We start from the raw sequence: 22,973 nt of genomic DNA, 5'->3' as shown, positions 1-22,973 counted from the left end.
AGAGTGTGGAGTGAAATGGTAAAAATTGCTCTTTATGCAGGTTCCTTTGATCCTCTTACAAATGGTCATCTTGATATTTTACAAGCTAGTTTTGTTTTGGCTGACAAGGTGGTTGTAGCTATAGGTATACAGGCTAAAAAAAAACCGCTTTTTAGTTTTGAAGAGCGTGTTGATTTAATTACTCAGGCAGGAAAAGAGTTGTTCAATATAGGGTCAGATCGGTTGCAGGTTATTTCGTTTAATACTCTTTTGATTGATAAGGCTCGTGAAATTGGTGCTTCTTTTCTTATTCGTGGGTTACGTGATGGCACTGATCTTGATTATGAAATGCAAATGGCGGGGATGAATGGTATCATGGCTCCTGAATTGCAAACTGTTTTTTTGCCGGCAAGCGTTTTGGGGCGTGTAATAACTTCTACATTGGTACAACAAATTGCCTCTATGGGCGGTGATGTGGCACCCTTTGTGCCTGCAAATGTTGCTAGAGCTTTGCACTTAAAATTTCAATCTTCAAGGGAGAATGATTGTGTCTCTTAAAATTCTTACTGTTTTGACATGTGTTTTTTGCTTTTTTTCTTTGAGTGCTGTAGCGGATGATTTTAGTGTAGGCGATGATTCTAACGTTCTTGTTTTATCTCTCAAAAATGGTGATGTGGTTATTCGTCTTCGTCCTGAACTGGCACCAAAACATGTCGCACAAATCAAGAAGTTAACTAAGGAAGGTGCTTATAACAATGTTGTATTTCACCGTGTCATTCCTGGTTTTATGGCACAGACAGGTGATGTAAAATTTGGAAAAAAGGGCAGTGTAGATTTTGATCCTAAACGCGTTGGTATGGGAGGTTCCAATTATCCCAATATACTGGCGGAATTTTCAAAGGAGCCATTTAAGCGTGGCACTGTTGGGATGGCACGTTCCCAAGATCCAAATTCCGCTAATTCTCAATTTTTTATTTGTTTTAGTGATGCTGCTTTTTTAAATGGTCAATACACTGTTGTGGGAGAGGTCATAAAGGGAATGGATGTTGTTGATAAAATTAAAAAAGGCACTACAGGTAATAATGGATCTGTGAAAAATCCTGATGTTATTAATGCTGCTACTTTACAAGCTGAGTGATGAGCCAAAGGAGTTTAACTGTATGGCTGAAATTAAAGATCCAGAAAATACATTAATTCTTGAAACAACTAAGGGTAAAGTTGTTATTGAATTTTTTGCTGATTTAGCACCTAGTCATGTTGCACGTATTAAAGAGCTTGTGCATGAAGGTGCTTATGATAACGTCATTTTTCACCGTGTTATTGATGGTTTTATGGCGCAAACTGGTGATGTGCAATTTGGAAAGAAAGACGATGAAAAATTTAATTTATCACGTGCAGGTATGGGGGGATCAGAAAAACCTGATTTAACAGCAGAGTTTTCGAATCTTTCTCATAAGCGTGGTACAGTTTCTATGGCACGCAGTCAGAATCTAAATTCTGCTAATTCGCAATTTTTTATTTGCTTTGCGGATGCTCCTTGGCTTGATCGTCAATATTCTATATGGGGACAAGTTATTGAAGGTATGGAAAATGTCGATCAAATTAAACGCGGTGAGCCTGTTGTAAATCCTGATGCAATCATTAAAGCTACGATTGCTGTGGATATAGAATAGGGTAAATTAATATAGGTTTCGACCGGTAAGTTTACTAAGTGAAGATATTGTTATCTTGAGTACGATGAAGAGTAATTTTCATAAACTTCAATCTATAAGAAGCTTCAGTTGTTATATGCCTTTTTTTGCATTAGGCTTTATTTTTTTTACAGGAAATGAGTTTGTGTATTTGCCCATTGTTGGCAATATCATTTACTCATAAGAGAATATGCATAAGATTTAATGTTTATTTAATACTGTTTGTTTGTAATTTTGCTGCGATTAGCTCGTTCAACAATAAATGTTATAGGATTTATTGTTTTTATAGCTGTTTTTATATTTCTGGTGCGTTAGTTGAATTCACTGTTTTTATGTAAGTGCAATTTGGAAAATAATTATTGAGTGTAATAAATAATTTGCCATGGGTGCATTTGTTTGGATGTAAGGGTGATTTTGCTTTGTGTTTCTTGAAAGCAGATAAGAGAAGATTTTCGTATCGATGCTTTTATATTGTTGCTCTTGTATTGTGATCACAGTATGTTTAAATATTGAAGACAAAAATGTGAAGCTCTTTTTACTTGTAAAAAAATGACAAAGCATTCTCTACCGGTTTGCATTTTATTAGGAGATTACTAGACAGCTTTAGGCTGTTTACATGTATATATAGGCGTATTTTTTTTATCTGTAAAAGTAAAACCTATCTGAGGCTATACTCGATATTTAGAGTTCCTTCTATTAATGCAAAATTCTTTAGACATTGTTGGTAGTTAAAGTGTGTGAGAATAAGGTTGTTGTTGTTGAAAAGCACTCTCACAATTATTTGAAATTTATGGTAAGTAAGCGTAGATGTCTTGAGGCGTTATGTTGTCAGGTCCCTTCTGAGAAATGAGATTATCATTTTAATTATGATCCATCATTTGGTAACAAAACTTTCTTTATTTCGTTTAATTTTTTTATGCTAGTAACAATATTTAGCGAATCAAGAATCAATCCATAAAGTTTATGCTGCTGCTGGTAAGAGAGGTATAGCTTTTCTTTTTATAGCAATATGGATTCATAGAAGCGAAAAGATGAGAGTGTTGATAAAGATATTTCATTATAGAAAAATTGCTCAAGATGGGTGTGCACGTCGAGGCGAAATTATAACGGGACGTGGGTGTATTCGTACACCGGCATTTATGCCTGTTGGAACGACTGGGACCGTTAAAGCTATGTATATGGATCAGATACGTGCTCTTGGAGCAGATGTCATTTTGGGTAATACTTATCATTTAATGCTGCGTCCAGGAGCTGAGTGTGTTGCGCGTTTAGGGGGCTTACATCATTTTTCACGTTGGCATGGACCTATTTTAACGGATTCTGGTGGATTTCAGGTTATGTCGCTGGCGGGAATCCGTAAAATTACTGAACAAAGTGTGATTTTTCGTTCTTATATTAATGGAGCGTATTATGAAATGAGTCCAGAGCGTTCTATTGAGATTCAAGGGCTTCTTAACTCTGATATCCAGATGCAGCTAGATCAATGTATTGCATTACCTGCAAGTGAAAAAGAAATAGAATCTGCTATGGAACTTTCATTGCGGTGGGCGCAGCGTTGTAAAACAGCTTTTGGTGATCAGCCAGGTAAAGCATTGTTTGGTATTGTTCAAGGCGGTGATAATATGAAAATGCGTGAACAGTCTGCTCAAGCATTAAAAGAGATGGATTTGAAAGGTTATGCTATTGGAGGGCTTGCAGTTGGTGAACCGCAGAGTGTTATGACAGCTGTGTTAGATGCTACTTGTCCGATTTTGCCAGAGGATAAGCCACGTTATCTCATGGGGGTGGGTACGCCTGATGATATTTTACAAAGTGTTGCTCGCGGTATTGATATGTTTGATTGCGTTATGCCGACACGTGCAGGGCGCCATGGTTTAGCTTTTACGCGCTTTGGGAGAATTAATTTGCGCAATGCGCGTTATGCGGAGGATTCACATCCTCTGGATTCACAGTCGCTTTGTCCTGCTGCAAATGATTATAGTTGTGCATATTTACATCATTTGGTTAAATCTGGTGAATCTCTTGGTGGTATGTTGTTAACTTGGAATAATCTTTTTTATTATCAGCAGCTTATGCATGGAATTCGTGATGCTATTGGGAAAGGATGTTATGCTGATTTTTGTGCTGAAACTCGTGCTTTATGGAAAAAAGGACGATAAGGCATTAACCGTAATGCACGATATCTACCTGTTTCAAGTTTCTTTATTTATTTTTGCATTAAAAAGTTTTGCTAAAATTATGAAGTAAGAAATGTTTTCCACAAGAATACAATCTCACTGTTCTAAAGGGCGGGTGTATGGTTTAATCAGTAAATATTCCCTCTGTAATTATTATACAAAACAGAAACTGTTACTCCGGTACGCGCTACCTGATCCGGAGAAAAACAGTTTTTTCTGTTTATGATGACTGTTTAGAGCAACAATATTAATGAAGGGTTAGCAAGCCTTTAAGGAAGTATGAAAATTACATTTTTATGAGGAAATTTGTATTTTTTTACTGTTCAATAATGAAATTTCAACAAAAGGTGTCGATATGAATTATTGTACATAAAATCATGGAGGCTTAGTCATTGTCGTATTAGAAAGTTTGCAGTATTTTATAGTGTAAAAGGTTTTTCATTTATGGTGATATAAAACTGAGATAGTTTAAAATTACAGTTTTGAAAATACAAACGGCTAAGATTATAAAATGCTAGACTTGTTTCTAATGGTAGTAACATTTCAATAACTAAAGTTCCGTTTAAGTTACAAAAACTATAGCTACCATATAATTAAGATCTATAAATGTACATTCTCTTATGCCACTACAAAAGAAAACTAAAGCTTCTGTAGTTTTTCATTGTGAAAGATGTGTTTGCGACCTATTTGGTATAAGTATTAGGGCATTTCGGAGTTCGTTTTGCACATATTACTTCATGCTTAAAGTACCATTATACAAAAGTGATTATATGAAGTTTTCTCATAAACAAAAGGTTCTTTTATCAGGGATTGATTTGAGAACACGCTGTTTAGCAATCTTAGCTCTTGCAGTGGGAAGTTTTGCTATTGGTACTGCAGAGTTTGTTGCAATGGGACTACAGCCGGAGATGGCACGAAGCTCATATATTGATATTCCTACAGCTGGCCAATATGTTTCTGCTTATGCATTGGGTGTTGTGATTGGAGCACCTCTTTTGGCTGTTGCAACAGCTCAGTTCTCACGCAAAACTGTTTTAATAGGATTGATGTTTTTTTATGCATTGGCAAATATTGCCAGTGCCTTTTTTTCTGATTTTAGTATATTAGTAGTGTTGCGCTTTCTTAGTGGTCTTCCTCATGGCATCTATTTTGGTTTTGCGACTATGGTTGCAGCTTCAATGGTGAAAATGAATGAACGTTCCAAAGCTGTTGGGTTTGTTATGCTTGGTTTAACAATAGCAACCGTTTTGGGAGCACCGTGTGCAACCTGGATTGGACAGATTGTTGGTTGGCATATTGCTTTTATTCTTGTAGGTGCTATTGCTTTATTGTGTTGTTTACTTATTTGGGCATTCTTACCTTCTGTTTTAAATGCTCAGAAAACAAGTTTTCTACGCGAGCTGGAAGCATTAAAGCAAAAGCAGGTGTGGTTTCTCTTGGTGATGGTTTCAATTGGAGCATCAGGATTATTTTCTGTTTTCACTTATATTAAGTCAACATTAATGCATATTTCCGGTATTTCTCTTGATTGTGTGCCATTTATTATGCCGTTAGTTGGATTGGGGATGGTGGTAGGTAATCTCTTGGGGCCTAAGTTTGCAGTTAAAGTTGGTATTTCACCAATGATATTTTTCTCTATGCTTTGGAGTACATTTGTTTTTTTTCTTTTTTTCTTTTTATCCCATGTTCCGTTAATGGCAGCATTAGGATGCTTTTTGGTTGGTACTTCTTTTGCAGCAATGCCTTCTATACAAACAAAAATCATGGATGTTTCTTTCCATGGACAGATTTTAGCGGGAGCATTAATGCAATCTGCTTTTAATATTGCCAATGCTCTTGGAGCAGAATCTGGAGCGTGGGTTTTGAAGTTTGGCTATAGTTATGAATATACTGCTGTTCTTGGGGGTGTTTTAACCCTATGTGGATTAATAATTTTTTGCTTTTCATGGTATATGGAAAAGTGTGATTAACATTTCCTTTTGTTCTTGAGAGAAAAAATATTTTTTTCTCTATTTAGTTCTTTGGTTGTCCTGTTGGGTTTTTTAATAGGCTGGAAGAAACGCGTAGAGCAAATGGAATGCCAAGACAGAATAAAAGACTGATAAGTGCTGCAAGAAGAGTTTTGGCTGCTAAAATCATTCCGATGATCCCTCCAGGATCAAATAGGCCAGCAAGATTGGTGATTGTTCCTGCTACTGTTGCGCTTAACGCACCTGAAAATAACTGTACAGAAGTAAGGGATTCGCTGGCACGCAAAGAATCTTCATCGTTTGCACATTGTAAAATCCGTTTTAACAAATGCGGCCATGCTATGCCAGCACTTATTCCAATAGCAAACAATGCTAAGCAAATAATAAAAATATATTCAGGTGTGGAAACTTCTGTTGGAATAAACCATAAAAGAATGCCTATGCCTAATAGGCTTAATATGGGGGAATAGATGATAATTTTACAAATTTTTTTTGCCGATATATCAGCACTTAATAGAGCACCACATGTCCAACCAAGGCTCATGAGGGCCGCTATATAACCAGCAGTGAGTGGGGCTTGTCCATGAAGCTCTTGAAGGAAAAGTGGGAAATAAAGCTCTATACTGTACACGATTGTTGTCATAATCAGGATTAATGCATAAACAGGAAAAAACTCAGAAGAGAAGGAAAAGGATTTACGTGGTAACATAGGATGAAGTGTAGAGGATTCGATCTTTGCTAGAACAAAGAGAAGACTTAATCCGACAACTAATCCGCATATTTTTGTAATTGTTGTATTCGTAGCTCCCCCAGCAGAAATGATAAAAATTAATAAGGTAAGTATGAAAAGTTGTAGGAGGGGGAGTGGAAATGTTGGAATATCATTTTTATTTTCTTTTGGCAAAACTTTCAGAGCTATAAGTGAGAAGATTATTGCTAATGCGCCAATTATCCAAAAGGATACTCTCCATACGCCATATTGTACAGAAATACCCCCGATAGCTGGTCCTAACAATGTTGATATTCCCCACATTCCAGAGATAACACTTAACGCATGTGACCATAAAGATGGATTGAAAATAATACGTACCATAGAATAGGATAAGGATAACAGAGAACCACTTCCAAATCCTTGAACAAAGCGTCCTACTAAAAATAATGGCATATTCGAAGCAATGCTGCACGTGAAAGTGCCAACGATAAAGACGAGGCCAGAGATAAAATAAGCTCTGCGAGGGCCTGTTTTCCCTAATATTTTTGTTGCAAGTGCAGTACCAAGGAGTGAAGCTGTTATAAAAACAATAGCTACCCAAGAATAATAAAGCTCACCACCAATATCATTCATAAGAGAGGGCAAAATAGTCACAACAATATAAACGTTGGTAGCGTGTAATATAACACCGCCTGCAAACGTTAGAAAGCAAATACTATTCTCACCCCATAAAAGTGCAGACCAGTTTTGTTTTTTCATTTTTTTTTACTATTTATAAAAAATCCCTCCTATCTAATTTATAAGGTAGTTTTTTGCATTTGCCAAGGGAAGGTTCAAAGCCCTCTTTTAGAAGAGTTTTAGAATTTAAATGAAGTTATGGCTTACTTTCCCATTGCTTTTTTGAGATTTTCATCAATTTTATCGAGGAAACCTGTTGTAGAAAGCCATTTTTGTTTATATCCGATTAAAAGTGCGAGATCTTTGGTCATAAAACCTTCTTCAATGGTTTTAATACAAACGTTTTCTAGTGTTGTGGCAAAGTTTTTTAATTTCTCATTGTTATCAAGTTTGGCACGATGCGTCAGTCCACGTGTCCATGCGAAAATAGATGCAATAGAATTTGTTGATGTTTCTTCATTTTTTTGATATTGACGATAATGGCGTGTTACTGTACCGTGTGCAGCTTCTGCTTCAACAATTTTACCGTCTGGTGTCATGAGAACAGAGGTCATAAGACCAAGGGAACCAAAGCCTTGAGCAATGATATCTGATTGAACATCACCATCATAGTTTTTACATGCCCACACGTAGCCCCCTGACCATTTCAGTGCAGAAGCGACCATGTCATCAATCAGGCGATGTTCATAATATAGTTTGTGATTTTCAAATTCAGCTTTAAATTCTGTATCAAATATTTCTTGAAAGATGTCTTTAAAACGACCATCGTAAGCTTTCAGGATGGTATTTTTTGTTGAAAGATAAACTGGAAGATTCCGCTGTAGTCCGTAATTAAAAGATGCACGAGCAAAATCACAAATTGATTCATCAAGGTTATACATAGCCATAGCAACCCCTGAACTTGGGGCGTCAAAAACATCATGTTCGATAATTTGGTTGTTATCGCCAATAAATTTAATACTTAACTTTCCTTTGCCAGGAAATTTAAAATCCGTTGCTTTATATTGATCACCAAAAGCATGACGTCCGATAATAATTGGCTTTGTCCAGTTAGGAACGAGGCGTGGGACATTTTTACAGATAATAGGTTCGCGAAAAATGACACCTCCTAAAATATTACGAATTGTGCCATTAGGTGATTTCCACATTTTTTTTAAATTGAATTCTTTTACACGCGATTCATCTGGTGTTATGGTTGCGCATTTTATACCAACACCATATTTTTTAATAGCATTGGCAGAATCAATAGTTACCTGATCATTGGTTGCGTCCCGATTTTCCACGGAAAGATCGTAATATTTGAGTTCAATGTCTAGATAGGGGTAGATCAATTTATCTTTGATATATTTCCAGATGATACGTGTCATTTCATCCCCATCGATTTCAACAATGGGGTTTTTCACTTTGATTTTTATCATTAGAAGTCCTTTTTCGTTTAAGTGATGTTATTTTTATAGCACTTTTAGGCTTATAATGAAAAGTAAAAACAGGGAGATGGTAGAGTGGGATTTAAATGTGATATGATTAGAATATATTCACCCATAGAGTGTAAAAATTTTTATTGAGAAACTTATGTCTTATAGCTATGGCTGAGAAACGAGACGTATCGGTAACATCTTTACCCTCTGTAAAGATTGAAGAAAGGTGTCTAGCTACTTGGAATGGAAGAAAAGATCATTACACTATACTTTTTAGATTCAAGAGATAGCAGCACTATTGAGAAAAGAGGCAAATGTTTACAGCAAGAGTTTTACAATAAAACTTTTTGATTCTTTTTGTTAGTACGTTAGTTAGAGCTTTGGATAATTTCTCACAGAAGAATTATTAAAAGTAATCCGTCAAGAACGTGCTTTGTAGAGCAGCTACATTTGGAAATCCTATTCACTTATATACATCTCTTATCTTGAAAAAATAAATAAAATCAAAACATTAAATGAATTGGAAAAGAGAATGGTACGCCCAAGGGGAATTGAACCCCTGTTTCCGCCGTGAAAGGGCGGCGTCCTGACCGCTAGACGATGGGCGCAAACCAATGATGAGGCTTATAGAGAGGATCTTTTTACTTCGCAAGTCCTCTGTGTAATTTTTTTGAAAAAAACCTATTTTATTAAATTATTTTTTGCGTACGTCTCTGTGACACTCGTTTAGGTCATTTTACTTTTTAGAGTTTTGTATGAGAAAATATAGAGAGTATTTATAACGATTAATAGAAAGTTTTTGTGTTAGAGTTACAATAATCGAATGCTATTTTTTGTTATTTTTGGTTTGAGAAAGAGCAGAAAATAAAATTAGTTTTTTTGAGATACTGTATCATGGTACGATTCTATTAATTTTTAGGTGATGAGAGTCTTGCTTTAATTGCTCAAAAATTTCTCATGAAAAAGAGTATTTTTCTAGAATTTGAGTAGTAAAAAAGCTACTCTAGAGTGGTTTACTGAATTAAAAAAACAATACTTATTATTAATCTCATAAGTAATGCGATCGTATAAAGTTGTTTCTCAGGTATAAGCTTATAGATTGAGTTAATTGAATGAAAAAGAATGCATATCATAAAAATGAAAAACATTGAATCATATTGCGTAAAGCGGAATTGAATAATCACTTTTCATCATATTTACTTCACAATGATTGAACAAAAAAACTTTGGAAAAAATTACAATCTACTCCTTGCAACTAAATGGTTTTTGTCTAGAAGGTGCTCTTTATCCAGAGAGATGATTGAAGTATCAAAAAACTTAATTTCTTAACATTTCAAGCTTTTATTGATCAGTTGATATCAAATGTTTCGAGTCTCCAAATTTCATCTTTATTTTACAATATTTCAGGATTGTATTGTATACAAATTAAGTTTTATAATTGTTACTTTGATGTAAAAATTCATTTAAATATATAGGGTGTTTAAGACTTTTGGATGAAAAAAAGAGATTTTTCATATAGCTCAAGCTTGTACAATATGGTAAAGGTGTAATATTATCTTTTAGCAGTTTTATTTCACCCATTCTCTTAATTTATAATTTCTGAGATATATTAACTTAACTATTTGTTTTTTAAAGTTCTACGATACATAAAGTCACCTCCTCCACGATCTAGAGGACGAAGTTTTACGGCGTAAAGAATAAAAAACGTCCCGTACAATTTATTTGCATACAAAACTAATCGGATAATTATATCAAAAAATTAAGTGAAGATCTGATGCTTCCCTATGATAAAGATTATGTGCATCAAGTTTCTGTTAATTTTCCTCTCAGTTTTAAAGCTTATAAAGGACAATCGATCAAAGCTTTCTTTTCTGGTCTTTTGTCTGATGAGAATGTAAGACATCGTTTGGTAAATCATTTAGGACTTTCGGAACGAAATGCTTCTGCTTTGCTTGAATCTGCTGGTGGGGATTATGCTGGAGCTCTTTCTTTATATCTACATGGACAAGTTCCACATTTACCAACCGATGATACAGAGACCCCTTAATGCTGATCAGTTAAAAGAATTTTTTGAGTGTATCAACATCGTTCGATGCTTGCTGGAAATAATGACTATAGATTATCTTTTGTTGGAGGGCAAGATAAGTTGGAGGGTGGCTTTAAAGATAACCGTATACAGCTTATTAAGGGAGGTGCTCCTATTACTTACATTTTGAAGTCCCTGATTGAGCATATTAATGATAGTGCGCATAACGAATTTTTGTATGAATTTAGCGAAACTCATGGACATTAATGTGCCCGAAGTACATTTACATTTTGTGAATAACACACCTTACTATCTTATTAGCATATATGATCGTCAAATAGCCGCTAATAGAACGGTCTTGCGTATTCATCACGAGGATTTTTTTTAAGCACTTAGTATTGCTCCAGAGCTTAAATATGAACGTGAAAGAGACCCCAATATTCCCGCGTGTCAGGCTATTCAGGCTATTATTTCTCAACGTACGGTGCATCTTGCTGTCGATCAACTAAATTTTTAAAATATAGTTATTTTTAATTTTTTAGTTACTAATGCTGATGTTCAGGGCAAAAATTTTTCCCTCCTTTATAGACAAAAAAACAAAGTTTTCTCCTGCATATGATTTATTAATATAGCTATTTATCCAGATTTATCTCAGAAAATGGCTATAAAAATAGGAGGAGAGTATATGCCGAAAATACATATTTACGTCATTTTATAAAATGGTTGCTAATACAAAAGAATCTTAATTATCTTTGGAAAAGCAAATAAAAAGAATGATTGTTTCAATTAATGATAAGGCAATAAAATTAAAAAAAGAACTTAAGATGCAAGATTTGAATTCTGAAGTTTTTAGTGCAATTATGAATATTATTCAAAAACGTTCTCAACATTTAAAATTTTAAGCTTTTCTCTTTCCACTTTATGTCATGATAGACAATTCAATCATGAAAAATTGTTTGTTTTTAGCTTACTTTAGCTTAAAAGAAGCTTCGCTAAAAGCTATTTTTTGCCTTGTCTATGTGAACTTGTTTGGGTACTTCGTTGAGGTGCACAATTATCAAAAGAAAATGTAGCTGGGATGTTACGTGATTTTCTGGCAATCAGTAAGTAGTAATAAATTGGCCAACTGTTGAAGCAGGGCTTGCCATCCTTGAAGCTGGTGCGGATTTTGCTGATGTGATCATGGCCTACGAGAATAATTGGCTAGATTATAAAACTTTTGTTTTATTTGATAAACAAGCGATCGACTTGTTAACAGAAAAAGGGTAGGCCGTAAAACTTCTTGCCTAAAGAGAAAGCTAAGGCCGTGATGCCTGTCATCGGATATTTTCACTAAGCTGAAAGAATAATATTTTTTGTTACTATGACATTCAAGTTATAACCTGGACGGATGGCAATCACCTAAGTGTAGTAAGATTTGTTTTTAAGGTGGGAATATAAGGCACTTAGGATAAAGATATTGAAATTAATATCGATTGTACAATATTAATTGTAAGATCACAAAAATGAATGATACGCTTTTTATTCCAAATAAAAATATTAAAAAATGAACTGATGAAGTTAAGAGTTTTTATGACTATACTATATTCAAACGATTAAAGTAGCACTATTAATGTTAAAAGAAGCTAAAAAAAAAATTTTTTATCATGAAAAGGCCGTAGGACTTCAACAGAGGAACGAAAATTTCTAGAAATTAGAGAAGAAGAACGCAAGGCATTTTTTGATAATTTGAGTGGAGGCTTTTAAATGTTTCTCAATGCCGATTTTAAGAAATAAACATTGTTTGCGCAGGAAGCTCAATCATTGCCAACCATTCCTATGCTGCTTCGCTATTTTAGCACGTCAGCTGTTTCTCACTCGGCAGTATACAATACCGTCCTAATCCAAACCTTCTAGTCGCAATTCTTCACGTTCTGAATCAGTCATATAGCTCTTTGGTAATTCCTTTTTCATAGAAAACTTCTTTCTGTAATAGACATTCATATATTAATCTAATGATTGAACTTAATCAGAAAAAACACTATGGATTCCTTACAGAGATCTGTCGTTTAAGCTGAAAATAAATAGCACGTGAAACACCTGTTTTCTCCTATATCCTTTCGAATGAAATCTTTTGTTTTATCAGGTGAGAGTGCTATCTCTGTTTTAGGATGAGGTTTTCTACCGAACTTTAACCTGCTTTCATAGCAGCAATGCGTCCATCATTTGCCCGCTCCAAAATATATGCACATTTGGATTCTGCTAAAGCAGCTAAAATTTGAATGACCATTTCTCCCATTGTCTCTCCGGTACTCAGACCATTTTCTAAGAAACGAATATATCCCCTCTTTTTCTAACAACTATCAATGATATGGATCATATCAGAAGTATTGCGCCCAAGTCTGTCAATTTTTGTACAAAGAATAATATCATCCTTTTCTGCACAATTAAGCAACCGTTGCAATCTCTCACGTTTATCAGTCACGCTCGTCCTCATATCAGTGAAGATACAATCTTTTCGCACTCCGGCATTTTTAAGTTCAGCAGTTTAAAACGCTAACTTCCTGTGATGAGTTGACACTCTCACATAACCAAGAAGTACCATTTTTCATCTCACAAATCGATTTTGATGTATCTCTAGTATCATAATATAAAAGCTTGATTTATGATATATATTTTATCGCTATTTTGGAGAGTCTCAAAAATTATCATATATAAAGACTGTTGTTTTTAATATTTGTTAAATTGGAAGAGATATTCTGTATACATTTTAGCAAGTTTTCAAGAACCGGTTTCTGATTGTTCATTGGAAACTTTTTGTTGCTATGCTCTTTGTTTATTGAACTTAGTTTTTGTGAAAAAGATTTTGTTTTTGCTTAGAAATAAAACTATCCTTTTATATAATTTGTTTATGACAATCTGCATCTGTAAGCTTTGAAAGTTTCCATTGGAAGTATCTGTAATAGTTTGGTTTATGTGTCAAACATGTTTCATGTGTTAGAATAGCGGATAAGTTTTTCTATTGGAAATCGATAAGTTATAGTTTTTTAGGTATATAAAATTATTATGTATATAAAATTATGTTAGCTTATGAAGCACTTCTATTTTCATAAAAGTTATCGTTAGGAATGCCTTTAAAAAATAAGATTTCTTTTAGCTTGCTATCATTTGAAAAATGTATAAAAGAAATGCGTGGGAGTAAGTGCAAGTTTTTCATGTACTAATTTTAGTTTTTAGTATCTTAATCAGTTATTTTATAAAAGTTCTTAATCTTTTTTAAAGGTAAATATTTGTGTTTTTTAAGGATTTTAATTGAACGAGCAGGGTTGTCGTATTAGGAAAAAATTGGGTTAAATGGAGCAGGGGATTTCTTTAGATCTTATGGGTTATAAAGCATTGATTTGCGTATTATTTAACGTTTTTTATTGAAGATTAAGGATAAGCAATTATATAATGGAAGAATCTCTAAAAGTTGGCATTGCAGGGCTTGGTACGGTTGGTAGTTCAGTTATTCGAATTCTAAAGGATAAAGCTAATAGTTTGACTTGCCAATGCGGTCGATCAATTAAAGTTATTGCTGTTAGTGCGCGCGACAAAAGTCGCAACCGTGGAATTGATCTTAGTGATGTAAAATGGTTCGATTCACCTGTGGAGATGGCATCTTCTGATGAGATTGATGTTTTTGTTGAGTTAATTGGTGGAAAATCAGATGTGGTGTATGCAGCCGTCAAAAAAGCGCTTGAGACCGGACATCATGTTGTTACTGCCAATAAAGCGCTTCTTGCTCAGCATGGTGAGATACTTGCTGTTAGTGCAGAAAAAAAAGGAGTTTTTCTTCATTTTGAAGCTGCTGTTGCAGGGGGAATTCCTATCATCAAAGCGATGAGAGAATCACTTGTCAGTAATCGTATATCGCGGATTTATGGCATTCTTAATGGAACCTGCAATTATATATTAACACGTATGTTTACTGAAGGACTTTCATTTAAAGATTGTTTGGAAGATGCACAGAGGCTTGGTTACGCTGAAGTTGATCCTACTTTTGATATTGAGGGAAATGATACTGCTCATAAATTAGCTTTATTGACAAGTTTGGCATTTGGAACAGCGGTTTCGTTAGACGATGTTTATGTTGAAGGAATTAGCAATATTTCGCAGATTGATATCCGTGCGGCTGATGAATTGGGGTATCGGATTAAGCTGTTAGGGGTTGCATTAAAAACCGATACTGGAATCGAACAACGTGTTCATCCGACAATGGTACCAACATCATCAATGATTGCGCAGATTCACGGTGTGAGGAATGCTCTTTCTATTCAAAGTGATTTATTAGGTGAATTACTGCTTTCTGGTCCTGGTGCTGGAGGAACGGCAACAGCATCAGCGGTTATTGGTGATTTGGCTGATATAGCGAAAGCTCGTCCTGGTTTTCAGTATGCACCTGTTTTAGGAAAACCCGCATTAGGGCTTGCCCCTCACAAAAAAGCACGTATTTCTTATCATTCAGGTGGTTATTTTATTCGTTTGAATGTTCATGATCGCGCTGGTGTTTTTGCAGCGGTTGCAAAGCATATGGCTGGTAATAACATCTCATTAGAATCGATTGTTCAAAGGCCTTTTATGGAAGGTCAGAGTGTGAAAACAATTATTTTAATAACCCATGAAACAACGGAAGTGAATGTACAACAAGCGCTAGCAGAAATTGAAAAAGATGGTCATCTTGTTGCAAAGTCTCAATTTATTCGTATCGAACCTATGGTATAGAATTGACACTTCAATTTTATATAATAAACGAAAAGAAAGCTTGAGTGCTTTTTTTCTTGTAGAAAGTTCTCATTTTTGTCAAAAGCTTTATTTTAAATGCTTGGCAATAAATATTCATGTTTTTTGCAGTACTCATTCAGTAGGATTTTTCATATGTCCACAACTCAGAAAATTTTAAATGGACTTGATCGTATTTTAACGCTTGAGTTAGTACGTGTCACTGAACGCGCTGCTGTTGCAGCTGCACGTTGGCGTGGGCGTGGTGATGAAAAGGCTGCTGATCAAGCGGCTGTAGATGCAATGCGTCAGGAACTTAATCGATTGCCTGTTGATGGAACAGTGGTGATTGGTGAAGGTGAACGTGATGAAGCTCCTATGCTTTATATTGGAGAAAAGGTAGGTCTTCAAAATGGGTTGGCAATTGATATTGCACTTGATCCACTTGAGGGAACAACAATTTGTGCTAAAAATCTTCCTAATTCTTTAGCTGTGGTTGCAATTGCTGAAAAGGGTAACCTCCTTTATGCTCCTGATGTTTATATGAAGAAAATTGCTATTGGTCCTGGTTATCCAAAGGGGGTTGTTGATATAGATGCTTCTCCTACCGATAATATTCATGCCCTTGCAAAGGCTAAGGGAGTGGCTATTAATCAGATTACTGTTTGTATTATGGATCGTTCTCGCCACGAAAAACTGATTGATGAAGTACGATCAACAGGAGCATCAATTCGCTTAATTGGTGATGGGGATGTTGCTGCCGTTATTGATACAACTGATCCAGATGAAACTGGCATTGATATTTATATGGGTATTGGTGGAGCACCAGAGGGTGTATTAGCTTCCGCAGCTTTACGCTGTATTGGTGGGCAAATGCAAGGATGTTTGCTGCTTGATACAGACGAAAAAATTGCACGTGCGGCAAAAATGGGAATCGATAATCCTTATAAAGTTTATACAATGGAAGAAATGGCAAAGGGAGATGTTTTGTTTTCTGCAACAGGTGTAACAGATGGAAACATGCTTTCTGGCGTTAAATTCACTCCTCGTTATATTCAAACAGAAACCCTTGTGATGCGTTCGCATACTGGTACAATTCGTAATATCAAAGCACGGCATAGAGACCGTTCAAAATTTGATTAATCCCATCTTTTTTCTATAGCTACTAAGGAAAATGCCTTTTGAAAGTGTATGCTTCCATGAAGGTTGTAAGATACACTCGTGGAAGCATGACTGTTGTGTTTAGAGATACCTTTTTATTGTTATGAGAGCTGAACAGAATGTACCCAGCCATTTTTATCTTCTCTATTGCCTTTTTGGAGGTCAACAAGTTGTGTGCGAATTTGTTTTGTGATCTCACCAGTCATTCCATTTCCGATAACGAACTCACCACCTTTATATTTAAAATGACCGATTGATGTGACAACAGCAGCAGTACCGCAAGCAAAAACTTCTTTTAGGTGATCACTTCGTGCATCTTCCTGGAGCGATTCAAAAGAATAAGGGCGTTCTTCTATTGTTAAACCCATTTTTTGGGCTAACTTCAAAATTGAATTACGTGTTATTCCTGGAAGGATAGTGCCATTAAGTGCGGGTGTTACAAGCGTATTATTTTCCATAATAAAGCAAACATTCATACCGCCGAGTTCTTCAATCCACTTATGTTCAATCATATCAAGAAAGAGTACTTGATTACAATTATTTTGTTCTGCATTCTTTTGTGCTAGTAAGCTTGCTGCATAGTTACCACCACATTTTGCTACACCTGTTCCGCCTGGACCAGCACGACTGTAATCTGTTTCAAGCCATACGCTGACAGGTTTTTCTTCTCCTTTAAAATAGGATTCAACAGGAGATGCTATGATACAGAAAATATATTCTTCAGAAGGGCGAACTCCTAAAAAGTTTTCATTGCCAAACATGAATGGACGTATGTAGAGGCTAGCATTAGGATTTCCAGAAATCCACTTCTGATCAATTCTTACCAATTTATGAATAGCATCTAAAAAAATGTCCTTTGGCAATTCAGGCATAGCTAATCGTCTTGCCGATTCTATAAAACGTTGCGCATTGGCATCAGGGCGAAATAACAAGATACGCCCATCTTTTGCACGGTACGCTTTTAGACCTTCAAAAATCTCTTGCCCATAATGCAGAACGGTACTTGCTGGATTAATTTCTAAAGATTTATATTGAGAGATAACAGCGTTATGCCAACCTTTATCTTTAGTCCATTTAATGATCACCATATGATCTGTAAAAAATTGACCAAAACCAGGATTTTTGAGAATACGCTCACGTTCTTCATCTGATAGAGGTGATGGATGCTTTTCTATTTTAAACGGAATTGATGATGTAGGAGATTTCATCAGTAAAACCTTTTGAGATGTGCTTTATTTTTAGGTGTTTTGTATTATAAAAAATAATGAAACGTTTTCATTATGACTTTATTATTAGCAAATCATTCGTGTCAATGCCTTATTATAGAATTGAAAGATAGGGCTATTGAGAGATGTTTTTTTCTCTTTGTTTTGATGATTTTTCTTCTCAATTTTATCAAGTAATCTGGAACCTTTATTACCTGTTTATCGTTTTCACAAAAATAAAGATCTGAATAATTTGGTATATTTATATTCTTTAAATAACTTACAGGTAGGGGAATTGAGAAAAGGAATTCACTATGATTAATAGAAGTTACCAAACATATGGAGAACGGATAGCTGCAGAAAAAACAGAGCGTGAACAGCGTAATTCAATTTGGAAAGGCATTTTTGCTATTCTTCTTACGGTTTTTATTCTCTGGTTTATTTTCGGCTTTTTAGGATCTTTTTTTACAAAATCCCCCCAACGTATTTCTCATTATAATACGACAGAATCGAGTCGAATTGTAACAAGTCCGAGAAAAGATTTAAATCCAACATCTCCAGTACCTTATAATTATAAAAATACGAGATCACCTTCATTTTATGAACAAAGCTCTTCAGAGGAAAGAATCCAACCAAATATGAACCAAGGCGTAAAGTAACCTTAAATTTTTAAGATGAGAAAAATTTGATAGGATGTTAATTTCTGAAATGAATCAGTCATCAATCAATTGGTAGCAGAACAAATAATGCAACGGCTTTTAAAACCGTTGCATTATTTATTTAGCGTGTGATAAAACAACTTCCTCCTGAGTTTTTGATGTCTTCACAAAGACTTATAGCTTCATTACGGTTTTGTGTTTGAATACGAACACGGTAATAAGTTCCTTTTCCTGGTATGAGAGCAGACTGAATATTTATAGGACGAGTACCGATAAGAAATCCAAATCTGGACTTCATGTTTTTCAAAGAATCCTTAGCAAGTTCATGTGTTGGTTGGGATGCAAGCTGTACATAATAATTTGCTAAATTTTGTGTGCGTACTTGTACTGGTGGGGTTTTACGAGAAGAAGCAGGCATTTGTACTTGTGAATTGCTTTTCATATGTGAAGGAATTGGTACGAATGAGTTTTCAACTTTTTTATCAATACTAGATGTAGAAATATTTTCAGCGATTATTTTATCAATATGACTCGTGAGATTATCGTCTGCTTCTTTGTTCTTTGTATTAGAAAAGTGGGAAGAAACTGGTTGGGATTCCTGAAGCTGATCTGCGGTAGTTTTGTCAGCTTTTCCTTCATATTTATCAGCGTTTTTTTTCTCTCTGTCATGCATTGGTGCGAGCACAACTGTGCCATCTTGTTTTACAATAACAGTTTGTACTTCTTGTGTTGGAATGGTATGATTGATGGCTTCTGTCACTGCATCTTCAACATCAGAGTCATCAAGAGAAGAGGGTGAAAGTCTTGTGGATTCTTGTTGATTTAATACTGCTAAGTCTTCAGGTGATTCCGAATTGTCAATAAGAAATTGCTGCGTATTTTCTTGTTTTTCATTTTGTTCCGTTATTTGTTTATAAATATCTAAATTATGAGCAACATCACTATTCTTTGTTTCTATTGATTCTTGTTTAAATTTAAAAGGTGTGTTGTCAGCGCGGATAATAGGAACAGATGTACTTTCATTCTTTTGTGAGGACATAAAAAAACGAGAATAACCTATAAAACTAGCTGCTATCAAAATAAGAAAAATAATACCCTTGGTAAGAGTTTTAGTAACAATAGAACTTTTAAAGGGAGGAGAATTCGATGTATGAATGGGGATTTCATCTACACCTTTGTATGATAAATTCTCAGTATACTCCGTATTGTCAGCAAGAAAATAGTTGATATTCTGTTCTTGGGGATTTATACGCGAATCTTTTTCTGAATTTTGTATGGTTTGATGAAAGAGTTCATTGAAAACTTTATCTTGTTGTTTTTGCTGTGAAGAATCTTCTGCTGGAATATTTCCTACATTAAATACATCTGCAAATTCTTCTTTTAAACCATCAGTAGGTACATCATATTCGGAGATTTCATACGGAACTTCTGGAACCATAATGGATCCAGTTTTTTCTACGACTTCCTCCGCAAATTTATAAGTATCAACATTTGGAGGAGGAGTATTCCTGTGCATAGTGTTATGAGCAAAAAAACGATCTTTTTGTGTGTCCCTAAAAACCCTCGATGAGGGGGGCATCTTATTTATGACCTCTTTTTCATTGTTTTTCTCAGAGATATTTTCAGCATTATTGATGTATTGGGCTTGAGAATCAACATATTGGAGAGTTTGTGTAACATAAGTTTCTTGTTTTGAGAGTTTCTCTTCATAAAATTGAGGATAAGCATCAGTATGATTTTTTTGTGGAAAATCTTTTAAATTAGATGGATTGCTGGTTTGCGTCGAATCCAAAGGTGCTAGAAAGTCACTTGTTGATTTATTGTTTGGAGTGCCTGTTCTCTTTGAAATAAGGGTAGCAGATGAAAAACTAGTGTTTGTCTTCATGGAAGGGTTTGAAACATTGGTATAGTATTCTTCAATCCAATTTTCTTGATCAACTGAAATTTTATAGGGATGGTTTACAGGAGAGTCATGAAGGCTTTGATTGCTATCATAATTTTCTTGTATAATCGATGTCTTTTGTTGTGGTGCGATTTTTTGTGAAAAACGGTTGTTTTGTTCATTTAGTTCTGAAGTAATTCTATTATTATCTTGTCTCTCAGATTCATCAGAAAAGAAATTTTCTGATAGCGCATCAAAGTTACTTCTTTCAAAAGAGGAATGAGCAAGATTCTGTGCTGTTTTATTTTGAGATGATGGATTCTTTTGAATAGGCAATGGAGAAAGCGCGTCTAAAATTTGTTCTTCATCATGGGACGGAGGTAAAGAATGCTCTTCCTCAGACACAAAGCTATTCTTTTCTTGATGGTTAAACGAGGAAACTGATGTAATATCTGAAGTTGTTTTATTGTTGGTTTTGTGTAAGTTATGTTGTCTCTTTTGCTCATCAAGTGGCAAATCATTCGTTAAATTACTTTCAAATTCCGATTCTAGAAAGGACAAATCAAAATCATCACCATGAAATGAAGTTTTATGGGGCTGAGATATTGACTGATCAGTCTGCAAAGGAGGCAGATCTTTTTGATTTTTGCTTTGCTTATTCGGAGTGAAAATTCGCGTAAGCTTTCTCAAAGGATTATGATTTTCATAATCCCGTTTCATTTCGTGGGGATTTTTGCGATTGTTATCGCTCATAGCTTTTCTCACATGACGATCTGCATCTGCGTGCAATAAAGGTAATTTTGATTTTTATATTTTCAAATACAAACTTTTCATCCTCCTATAAAGGATACACGAAAAAATTTATCAATAAAGTACCCATTTTATGTATTTGTAGAACTTTTTCAACGCATTTCTGTTGCTGCTTTGATTCCCACAATTGCAAGTCCTGATGATAAAATATTTATGATAGCTTGTATCAAGCCCAATCTGGCAAATGAAAGACTCCTATCATCAGGCTGAATAAAGCGTAAATCGAGATTATCGCTCCCTTTATTCCAATGGGCATGAAAGCTGGAGGCAAGATCATAGAGATAAAATGCCAATCGATGTGGTTCTTTATGAACTACGGCTTGTTCAATAATGCGTGGATATTCAGAAAGTTTGCGTATTAAGAATATCTCATTATCGTCTGTTAATCTGTTAAGATGCGCAATCATTTTATCATTTGAAATATTTTCAATACGGAGGATTTTTTGCGCTTGACGAAAGACTGAATGACAGCGTGCACTTGCGTATTGTACGTAAAAAATGGGATTATCTTTTGATTGTTCTGTAACTTTTGCAAAATCAAAATCAAGAGGTGCTTCACACTTACGGTATAGCATCATAAAACGTACTGGATCACTACCGACTTCTTCTACAACATCGCGTAAAGTGACAAATGATCCTGCTCTTTTCGACATGCGTACAGGATGACCGTTACGAAAGAGTTTTACCAATTGACATAAGAAGACACTCAATTTAGCCTTATCACTGGAAATTGCTTTTGCCATTGCTTCCAACCGCTTTACATAACCAGCGTGATCTGTTCCTAAAATATAGATCATTTCGTCAAAATGGCGATTGAATTTATCACGAAAATAAGCAACATCGGCAGCAAAATAAGTGTAAGAACCATCAGATTTAATTAAGACGCGGTCTTGGTCATCTCCAACATCTGTTGAACGGAACAAAGTTTGTTCACGTGGTTCCCAATCTTCTGTACTTTGTCCTTTTGGTGGTGGGAGCTTACCTTTGTAGATATATCCCTTTAAAGTAAGGTCATTAATCGTATTACGAATAGCGCGCGCATTATTGGCATAAAGCATCCGCTCAGAGAAAAAGATATCATGATAAATATTAAGGGCAGCTAAATCTTTTCGAATCATTGACATCATTGCATGAATCGCACGCTCTTTCACGATAGAGAGAGCTTCTTCTTTATCCATAATGAGTAATTTGTCGCCAAATTCTTGAGCAAGCGATTGACCCAATGGTATCAAGTATTTACCAGGATACAGCCCTTCTGGGATTTCATTGATTTTTTGTCCAAGAGCTTCACGATAACGTAACAATACGGAATGGGCGAGGACTTCAATTTGTTTACCCGCATCATTGATGTAATACTCTTTTGTAATGTTATAGCCGACAAATTGCAGTAAGTTGGAGAGGACATCTCCGACAACAGCACCTCGGCAATGCCCTACATGCATAGGCCCTGTCGGATTTGCTGATACATATTCAACATTGATGCGCTTTCCCTGTCCTATGGGAATACGTCCATAAGATATACCTTTTTCAAGCATGGATTTTATTGCATTTTGCCAAAATGATTTTTTAAGCTTGATGTTGATAAATCCAGGTCCGGCAACATTAATATTTTCGATAGAGGGATCATTTTTGAGCAGTTCTATGATTTTTTCTGCAAGTGCACGCGGATTAAGCCCAGTAGCTTTCGCAAGCACCATGGCAGCGTTGGTTGATAAATGCCCATGCGAAGAGTCACGTGGAGAATCAACGGTGATTTTTGATAAATCTAAATCTTCTCCATTTTTTATATCAGATGACTCTAGTGATTTTTTAATTTTTTTTTCGAAGTTTTTAAAGACATTCATATTCAACTTCCATTATGTATT

General features: G+C 35.2%; 15 protein-coding genes, 1 tRNA gene and 2 pseudogenes. 11 read left to right on the top strand and 7 right to left on the bottom strand.

Annotated features, from left to right (window positions below):
* Window positions 1–15 precede the first annotated feature (15 nt).
* The 5 genes from coaD to O9A_RS05595 all read left to right on the top strand — a co-directional run bounded on the left by coaD (window position 16) and on the right by O9A_RS05595 (window position 5,817).
* Window positions 16–537: a pantetheine-phosphate adenylyltransferase gene (coaD, locus tag O9A_RS05615; protein ID WP_034459512.1), complete on the top strand. Its 522-nt coding sequence runs from the start codon at window positions 16–18 to the stop codon at window positions 535–537.
* The gene (locus O9A_RS05610) at window positions 521–1,117 is read left to right on the top strand and encodes a peptidylprolyl isomerase (protein WP_425348739.1); all 597 of its coding nucleotides are present in this window, start codon (window positions 521–523) and stop codon (window positions 1,115–1,117) included. The genes coaD and O9A_RS05610 overlap by 17 nt, the downstream gene beginning before the upstream one ends.
* 22 nt (window positions 1,118–1,139) lie before the next feature.
* Window positions 1,140–1,652, top strand: a complete 513-nt coding sequence (locus O9A_RS05605) for a peptidylprolyl isomerase (protein ID WP_034459510.1) — start codon at window positions 1,140–1,142, stop codon at window positions 1,650–1,652.
* Window positions 1,653–2,710: 1,058 nt separating this feature from the next.
* Window positions 2,711–3,829, top strand: a complete 1,119-nt coding sequence (tgt, locus tag O9A_RS05600; RefSeq protein WP_034460254.1) for a tRNA guanosine(34) transglycosylase Tgt — start codon at window positions 2,711–2,713, stop codon at window positions 3,827–3,829.
* A 788-nt stretch (window positions 3,830–4,617) separates the two neighbouring features.
* Window positions 4,618–5,817: an MFS transporter gene (locus O9A_RS05595; RefSeq protein ID WP_034459508.1), complete on the top strand. Its 1,200-nt coding sequence runs from the start codon at window positions 4,618–4,620 to the stop codon at window positions 5,815–5,817.
* Window positions 5,818–5,860: 43 nt separating this feature from the next.
* On the opposite strand, the gene O9A_RS05590 is transcribed toward O9A_RS05595, so the two are convergent.
* From O9A_RS05590 to O9A_RS05580, 3 genes are all read right to left on the bottom strand, one after another.
* Window positions 5,861–7,288 (bottom strand): MFS transporter, encoded by a 1,428-nt coding sequence (locus tag O9A_RS05590; protein ID WP_034459506.1) that lies wholly within the window; start codon window positions 7,286–7,288, stop codon window positions 5,861–5,863.
* Window positions 7,289–7,410: 122 nt separating this feature from the next.
* A complete protein-coding gene (locus O9A_RS05585; protein WP_034459504.1) occupies window positions 7,411–8,625 on the bottom strand; it encodes an NADP-dependent isocitrate dehydrogenase in 1,215 nt (404 codons plus the stop codon).
* 533 nt (window positions 8,626–9,158) lie between these two features.
* Window positions 9,159–9,233: transfer RNA gene (locus tag O9A_RS05580), tRNA-Glu, on the bottom strand.
* Window positions 9,234–10,399: 1,166 nt separating this feature from the next.
* Here O9A_RS05580 and O9A_RS07460 point away from each other — a divergent pair.
* The 3 genes and pseudogenes from O9A_RS07460 to O9A_RS08615 all read left to right on the top strand — a co-directional run.
* Window positions 10,400–10,672, top strand: coding sequence for a HipA N-terminal domain-containing protein (locus O9A_RS07460; protein WP_051665590.1), 273 nt, complete (start codon window positions 10,400–10,402; stop codon window positions 10,670–10,672).
* A gap of 27 nt (window positions 10,673–10,699) precedes the next feature.
* The gene (locus O9A_RS07455) at window positions 10,700–10,918 is read left to right on the top strand and encodes a hypothetical protein (protein ID WP_051665588.1); all 219 of its coding nucleotides are present in this window, start codon (window positions 10,700–10,702) and stop codon (window positions 10,916–10,918) included.
* Between the two features lie 710 nt (window positions 10,919–11,628).
* Window positions 11,629–11,920 (top strand): annotated as a pseudogene (locus tag O9A_RS08615) (PIN domain-containing protein); the annotation flags it as partial.
* Between the two features lie 901 nt (window positions 11,921–12,821).
* On the opposite strand, the pseudogene O9A_RS08395 reads toward O9A_RS08615, so the two are convergent.
* A pseudogene (locus tag O9A_RS08395) lies at window positions 12,822–13,160 on the bottom strand (recombinase family protein); the annotation flags it as partial.
* 923 nt (window positions 13,161–14,083) lie between these two features.
* Between O9A_RS08395 and O9A_RS05565 the strand changes: the two are divergent.
* Both O9A_RS05565 and glpX read left to right on the top strand, forming a co-directional pair.
* Window positions 14,084–15,394 (top strand): homoserine dehydrogenase, encoded by a 1,311-nt coding sequence (locus O9A_RS05565; RefSeq protein ID WP_034459502.1) that lies wholly within the window; start codon window positions 14,084–14,086, stop codon window positions 15,392–15,394.
* A gap of 153 nt (window positions 15,395–15,547) precedes the next feature.
* Complete coding sequence (gene glpX, locus O9A_RS05560) at window positions 15,548–16,534, top strand: class II fructose-bisphosphatase (RefSeq protein WP_034459500.1); 987 nt, start codon at window positions 15,548–15,550, stop codon at window positions 16,532–16,534.
* A gap of 119 nt (window positions 16,535–16,653) precedes the next feature.
* Here the strand turns inward: glpX and O9A_RS05555 are convergent, their stop codons facing one another.
* Complete coding sequence (locus tag O9A_RS05555) at window positions 16,654–17,760, bottom strand: branched-chain amino acid aminotransferase (RefSeq protein WP_034459497.1); 1,107 nt, start codon at window positions 17,758–17,760, stop codon at window positions 16,654–16,656.
* A gap of 311 nt (window positions 17,761–18,071) precedes the next feature.
* Here O9A_RS05555 and O9A_RS05550 point away from each other — a divergent pair, with 311 nt between their 5' ends.
* Window positions 18,072–18,416 carry a membrane protein gene (locus tag O9A_RS05550; RefSeq protein ID WP_034459494.1) on the top strand — a complete coding sequence of 115 codons (345 nt, stop codon included), beginning with the start codon at window positions 18,072–18,074 and terminating at the stop codon, window positions 18,414–18,416.
* A gap of 121 nt (window positions 18,417–18,537) precedes the next feature.
* Here O9A_RS05550 and O9A_RS05545 read toward each other — a convergent pair whose 3' ends face one another.
* Window positions 18,538–21,051, bottom strand: a complete 2,514-nt coding sequence (locus tag O9A_RS05545; RefSeq protein WP_034459491.1) for an SPOR domain-containing protein — start codon at window positions 21,049–21,051, stop codon at window positions 18,538–18,540.
* 149 nt (window positions 21,052–21,200) lie between these two features.
* Window positions 21,201–22,952 carry an arginine--tRNA ligase gene (gene argS / locus O9A_RS05540; RefSeq protein ID WP_034459489.1) on the bottom strand — a complete coding sequence of 584 codons (1,752 nt, stop codon included), beginning with the start codon at window positions 22,950–22,952 and terminating at the stop codon, window positions 21,201–21,203.
* Window positions 22,953–22,973: the final 21 nt, after the last annotated feature.

The organism is Bartonella koehlerae C-29 (assembly GCF_000706625.1).
GTDB classification, from domain to species: domain Bacteria; phylum Pseudomonadota; class Alphaproteobacteria; order Rhizobiales; family Rhizobiaceae; genus Bartonella; species Bartonella koehlerae.
This window is presented reverse-complemented; position numbering and strand designations above follow the sequence as displayed.

What these genes read in the sequence shown, in the direction of transcription:
- argS (WP_034459489.1), bottom strand. Translation starts at nt 22,952, where the DNA reads ATGAATGTCTTTAAAAACTTCGAAAAAAAAATTAAAAAATCACTAGAG.
- O9A_RS05545 (WP_034459491.1), bottom strand. Translation starts at nt 21,051, where the DNA reads ATGAGCGATAACAATCGCAAAAATCCCCACGAAATGAAACGGGATTAT.
- O9A_RS05605 (WP_034459510.1), top strand. Translation starts at nt 1,140, where the DNA reads ATGGCTGAAATTAAAGATCCAGAAAATACATTAATTCTTGAAACAACT.
- coaD (WP_034459512.1), top strand. Translation starts at nt 16, where the DNA reads ATGGTAAAAATTGCTCTTTATGCAGGTTCCTTTGATCCTCTTACAAAT.
- O9A_RS05585 (WP_034459504.1), bottom strand. Translation starts at nt 8,625, where the DNA reads ATGATAAAAATCAAAGTGAAAAACCCCATTGTTGAAATCGATGGGGAT.
- O9A_RS05550 (WP_034459494.1), top strand. Translation starts at nt 18,072, where the DNA reads ATGATTAATAGAAGTTACCAAACATATGGAGAACGGATAGCTGCAGAA.
- glpX (WP_034459500.1), top strand. Translation starts at nt 15,548, where the DNA reads ATGTCCACAACTCAGAAAATTTTAAATGGACTTGATCGTATTTTAACG.
- O9A_RS05565 (WP_034459502.1), top strand. Translation starts at nt 14,084, where the DNA reads ATGGAAGAATCTCTAAAAGTTGGCATTGCAGGGCTTGGTACGGTTGGT.
- O9A_RS05555 (WP_034459497.1), bottom strand. Translation starts at nt 17,760, where the DNA reads ATGAAATCTCCTACATCATCAATTCCGTTTAAAATAGAAAAGCATCCA.
- O9A_RS05610 (WP_425348739.1), top strand. Translation starts at nt 521, where the DNA reads ATGATTGTGTCTCTTAAAATTCTTACTGTTTTGACATGTGTTTTTTGC.
- O9A_RS05595 (WP_034459508.1), top strand. Translation starts at nt 4,618, where the DNA reads ATGAAGTTTTCTCATAAACAAAAGGTTCTTTTATCAGGGATTGATTTG.
- O9A_RS07460 (WP_051665590.1), top strand. Translation starts at nt 10,400, where the DNA reads ATGCTTCCCTATGATAAAGATTATGTGCATCAAGTTTCTGTTAATTTT.
- O9A_RS05590 (WP_034459506.1), bottom strand. Translation starts at nt 7,288, where the DNA reads ATGAAAAAACAAAACTGGTCTGCACTTTTATGGGGTGAGAATAGTATT.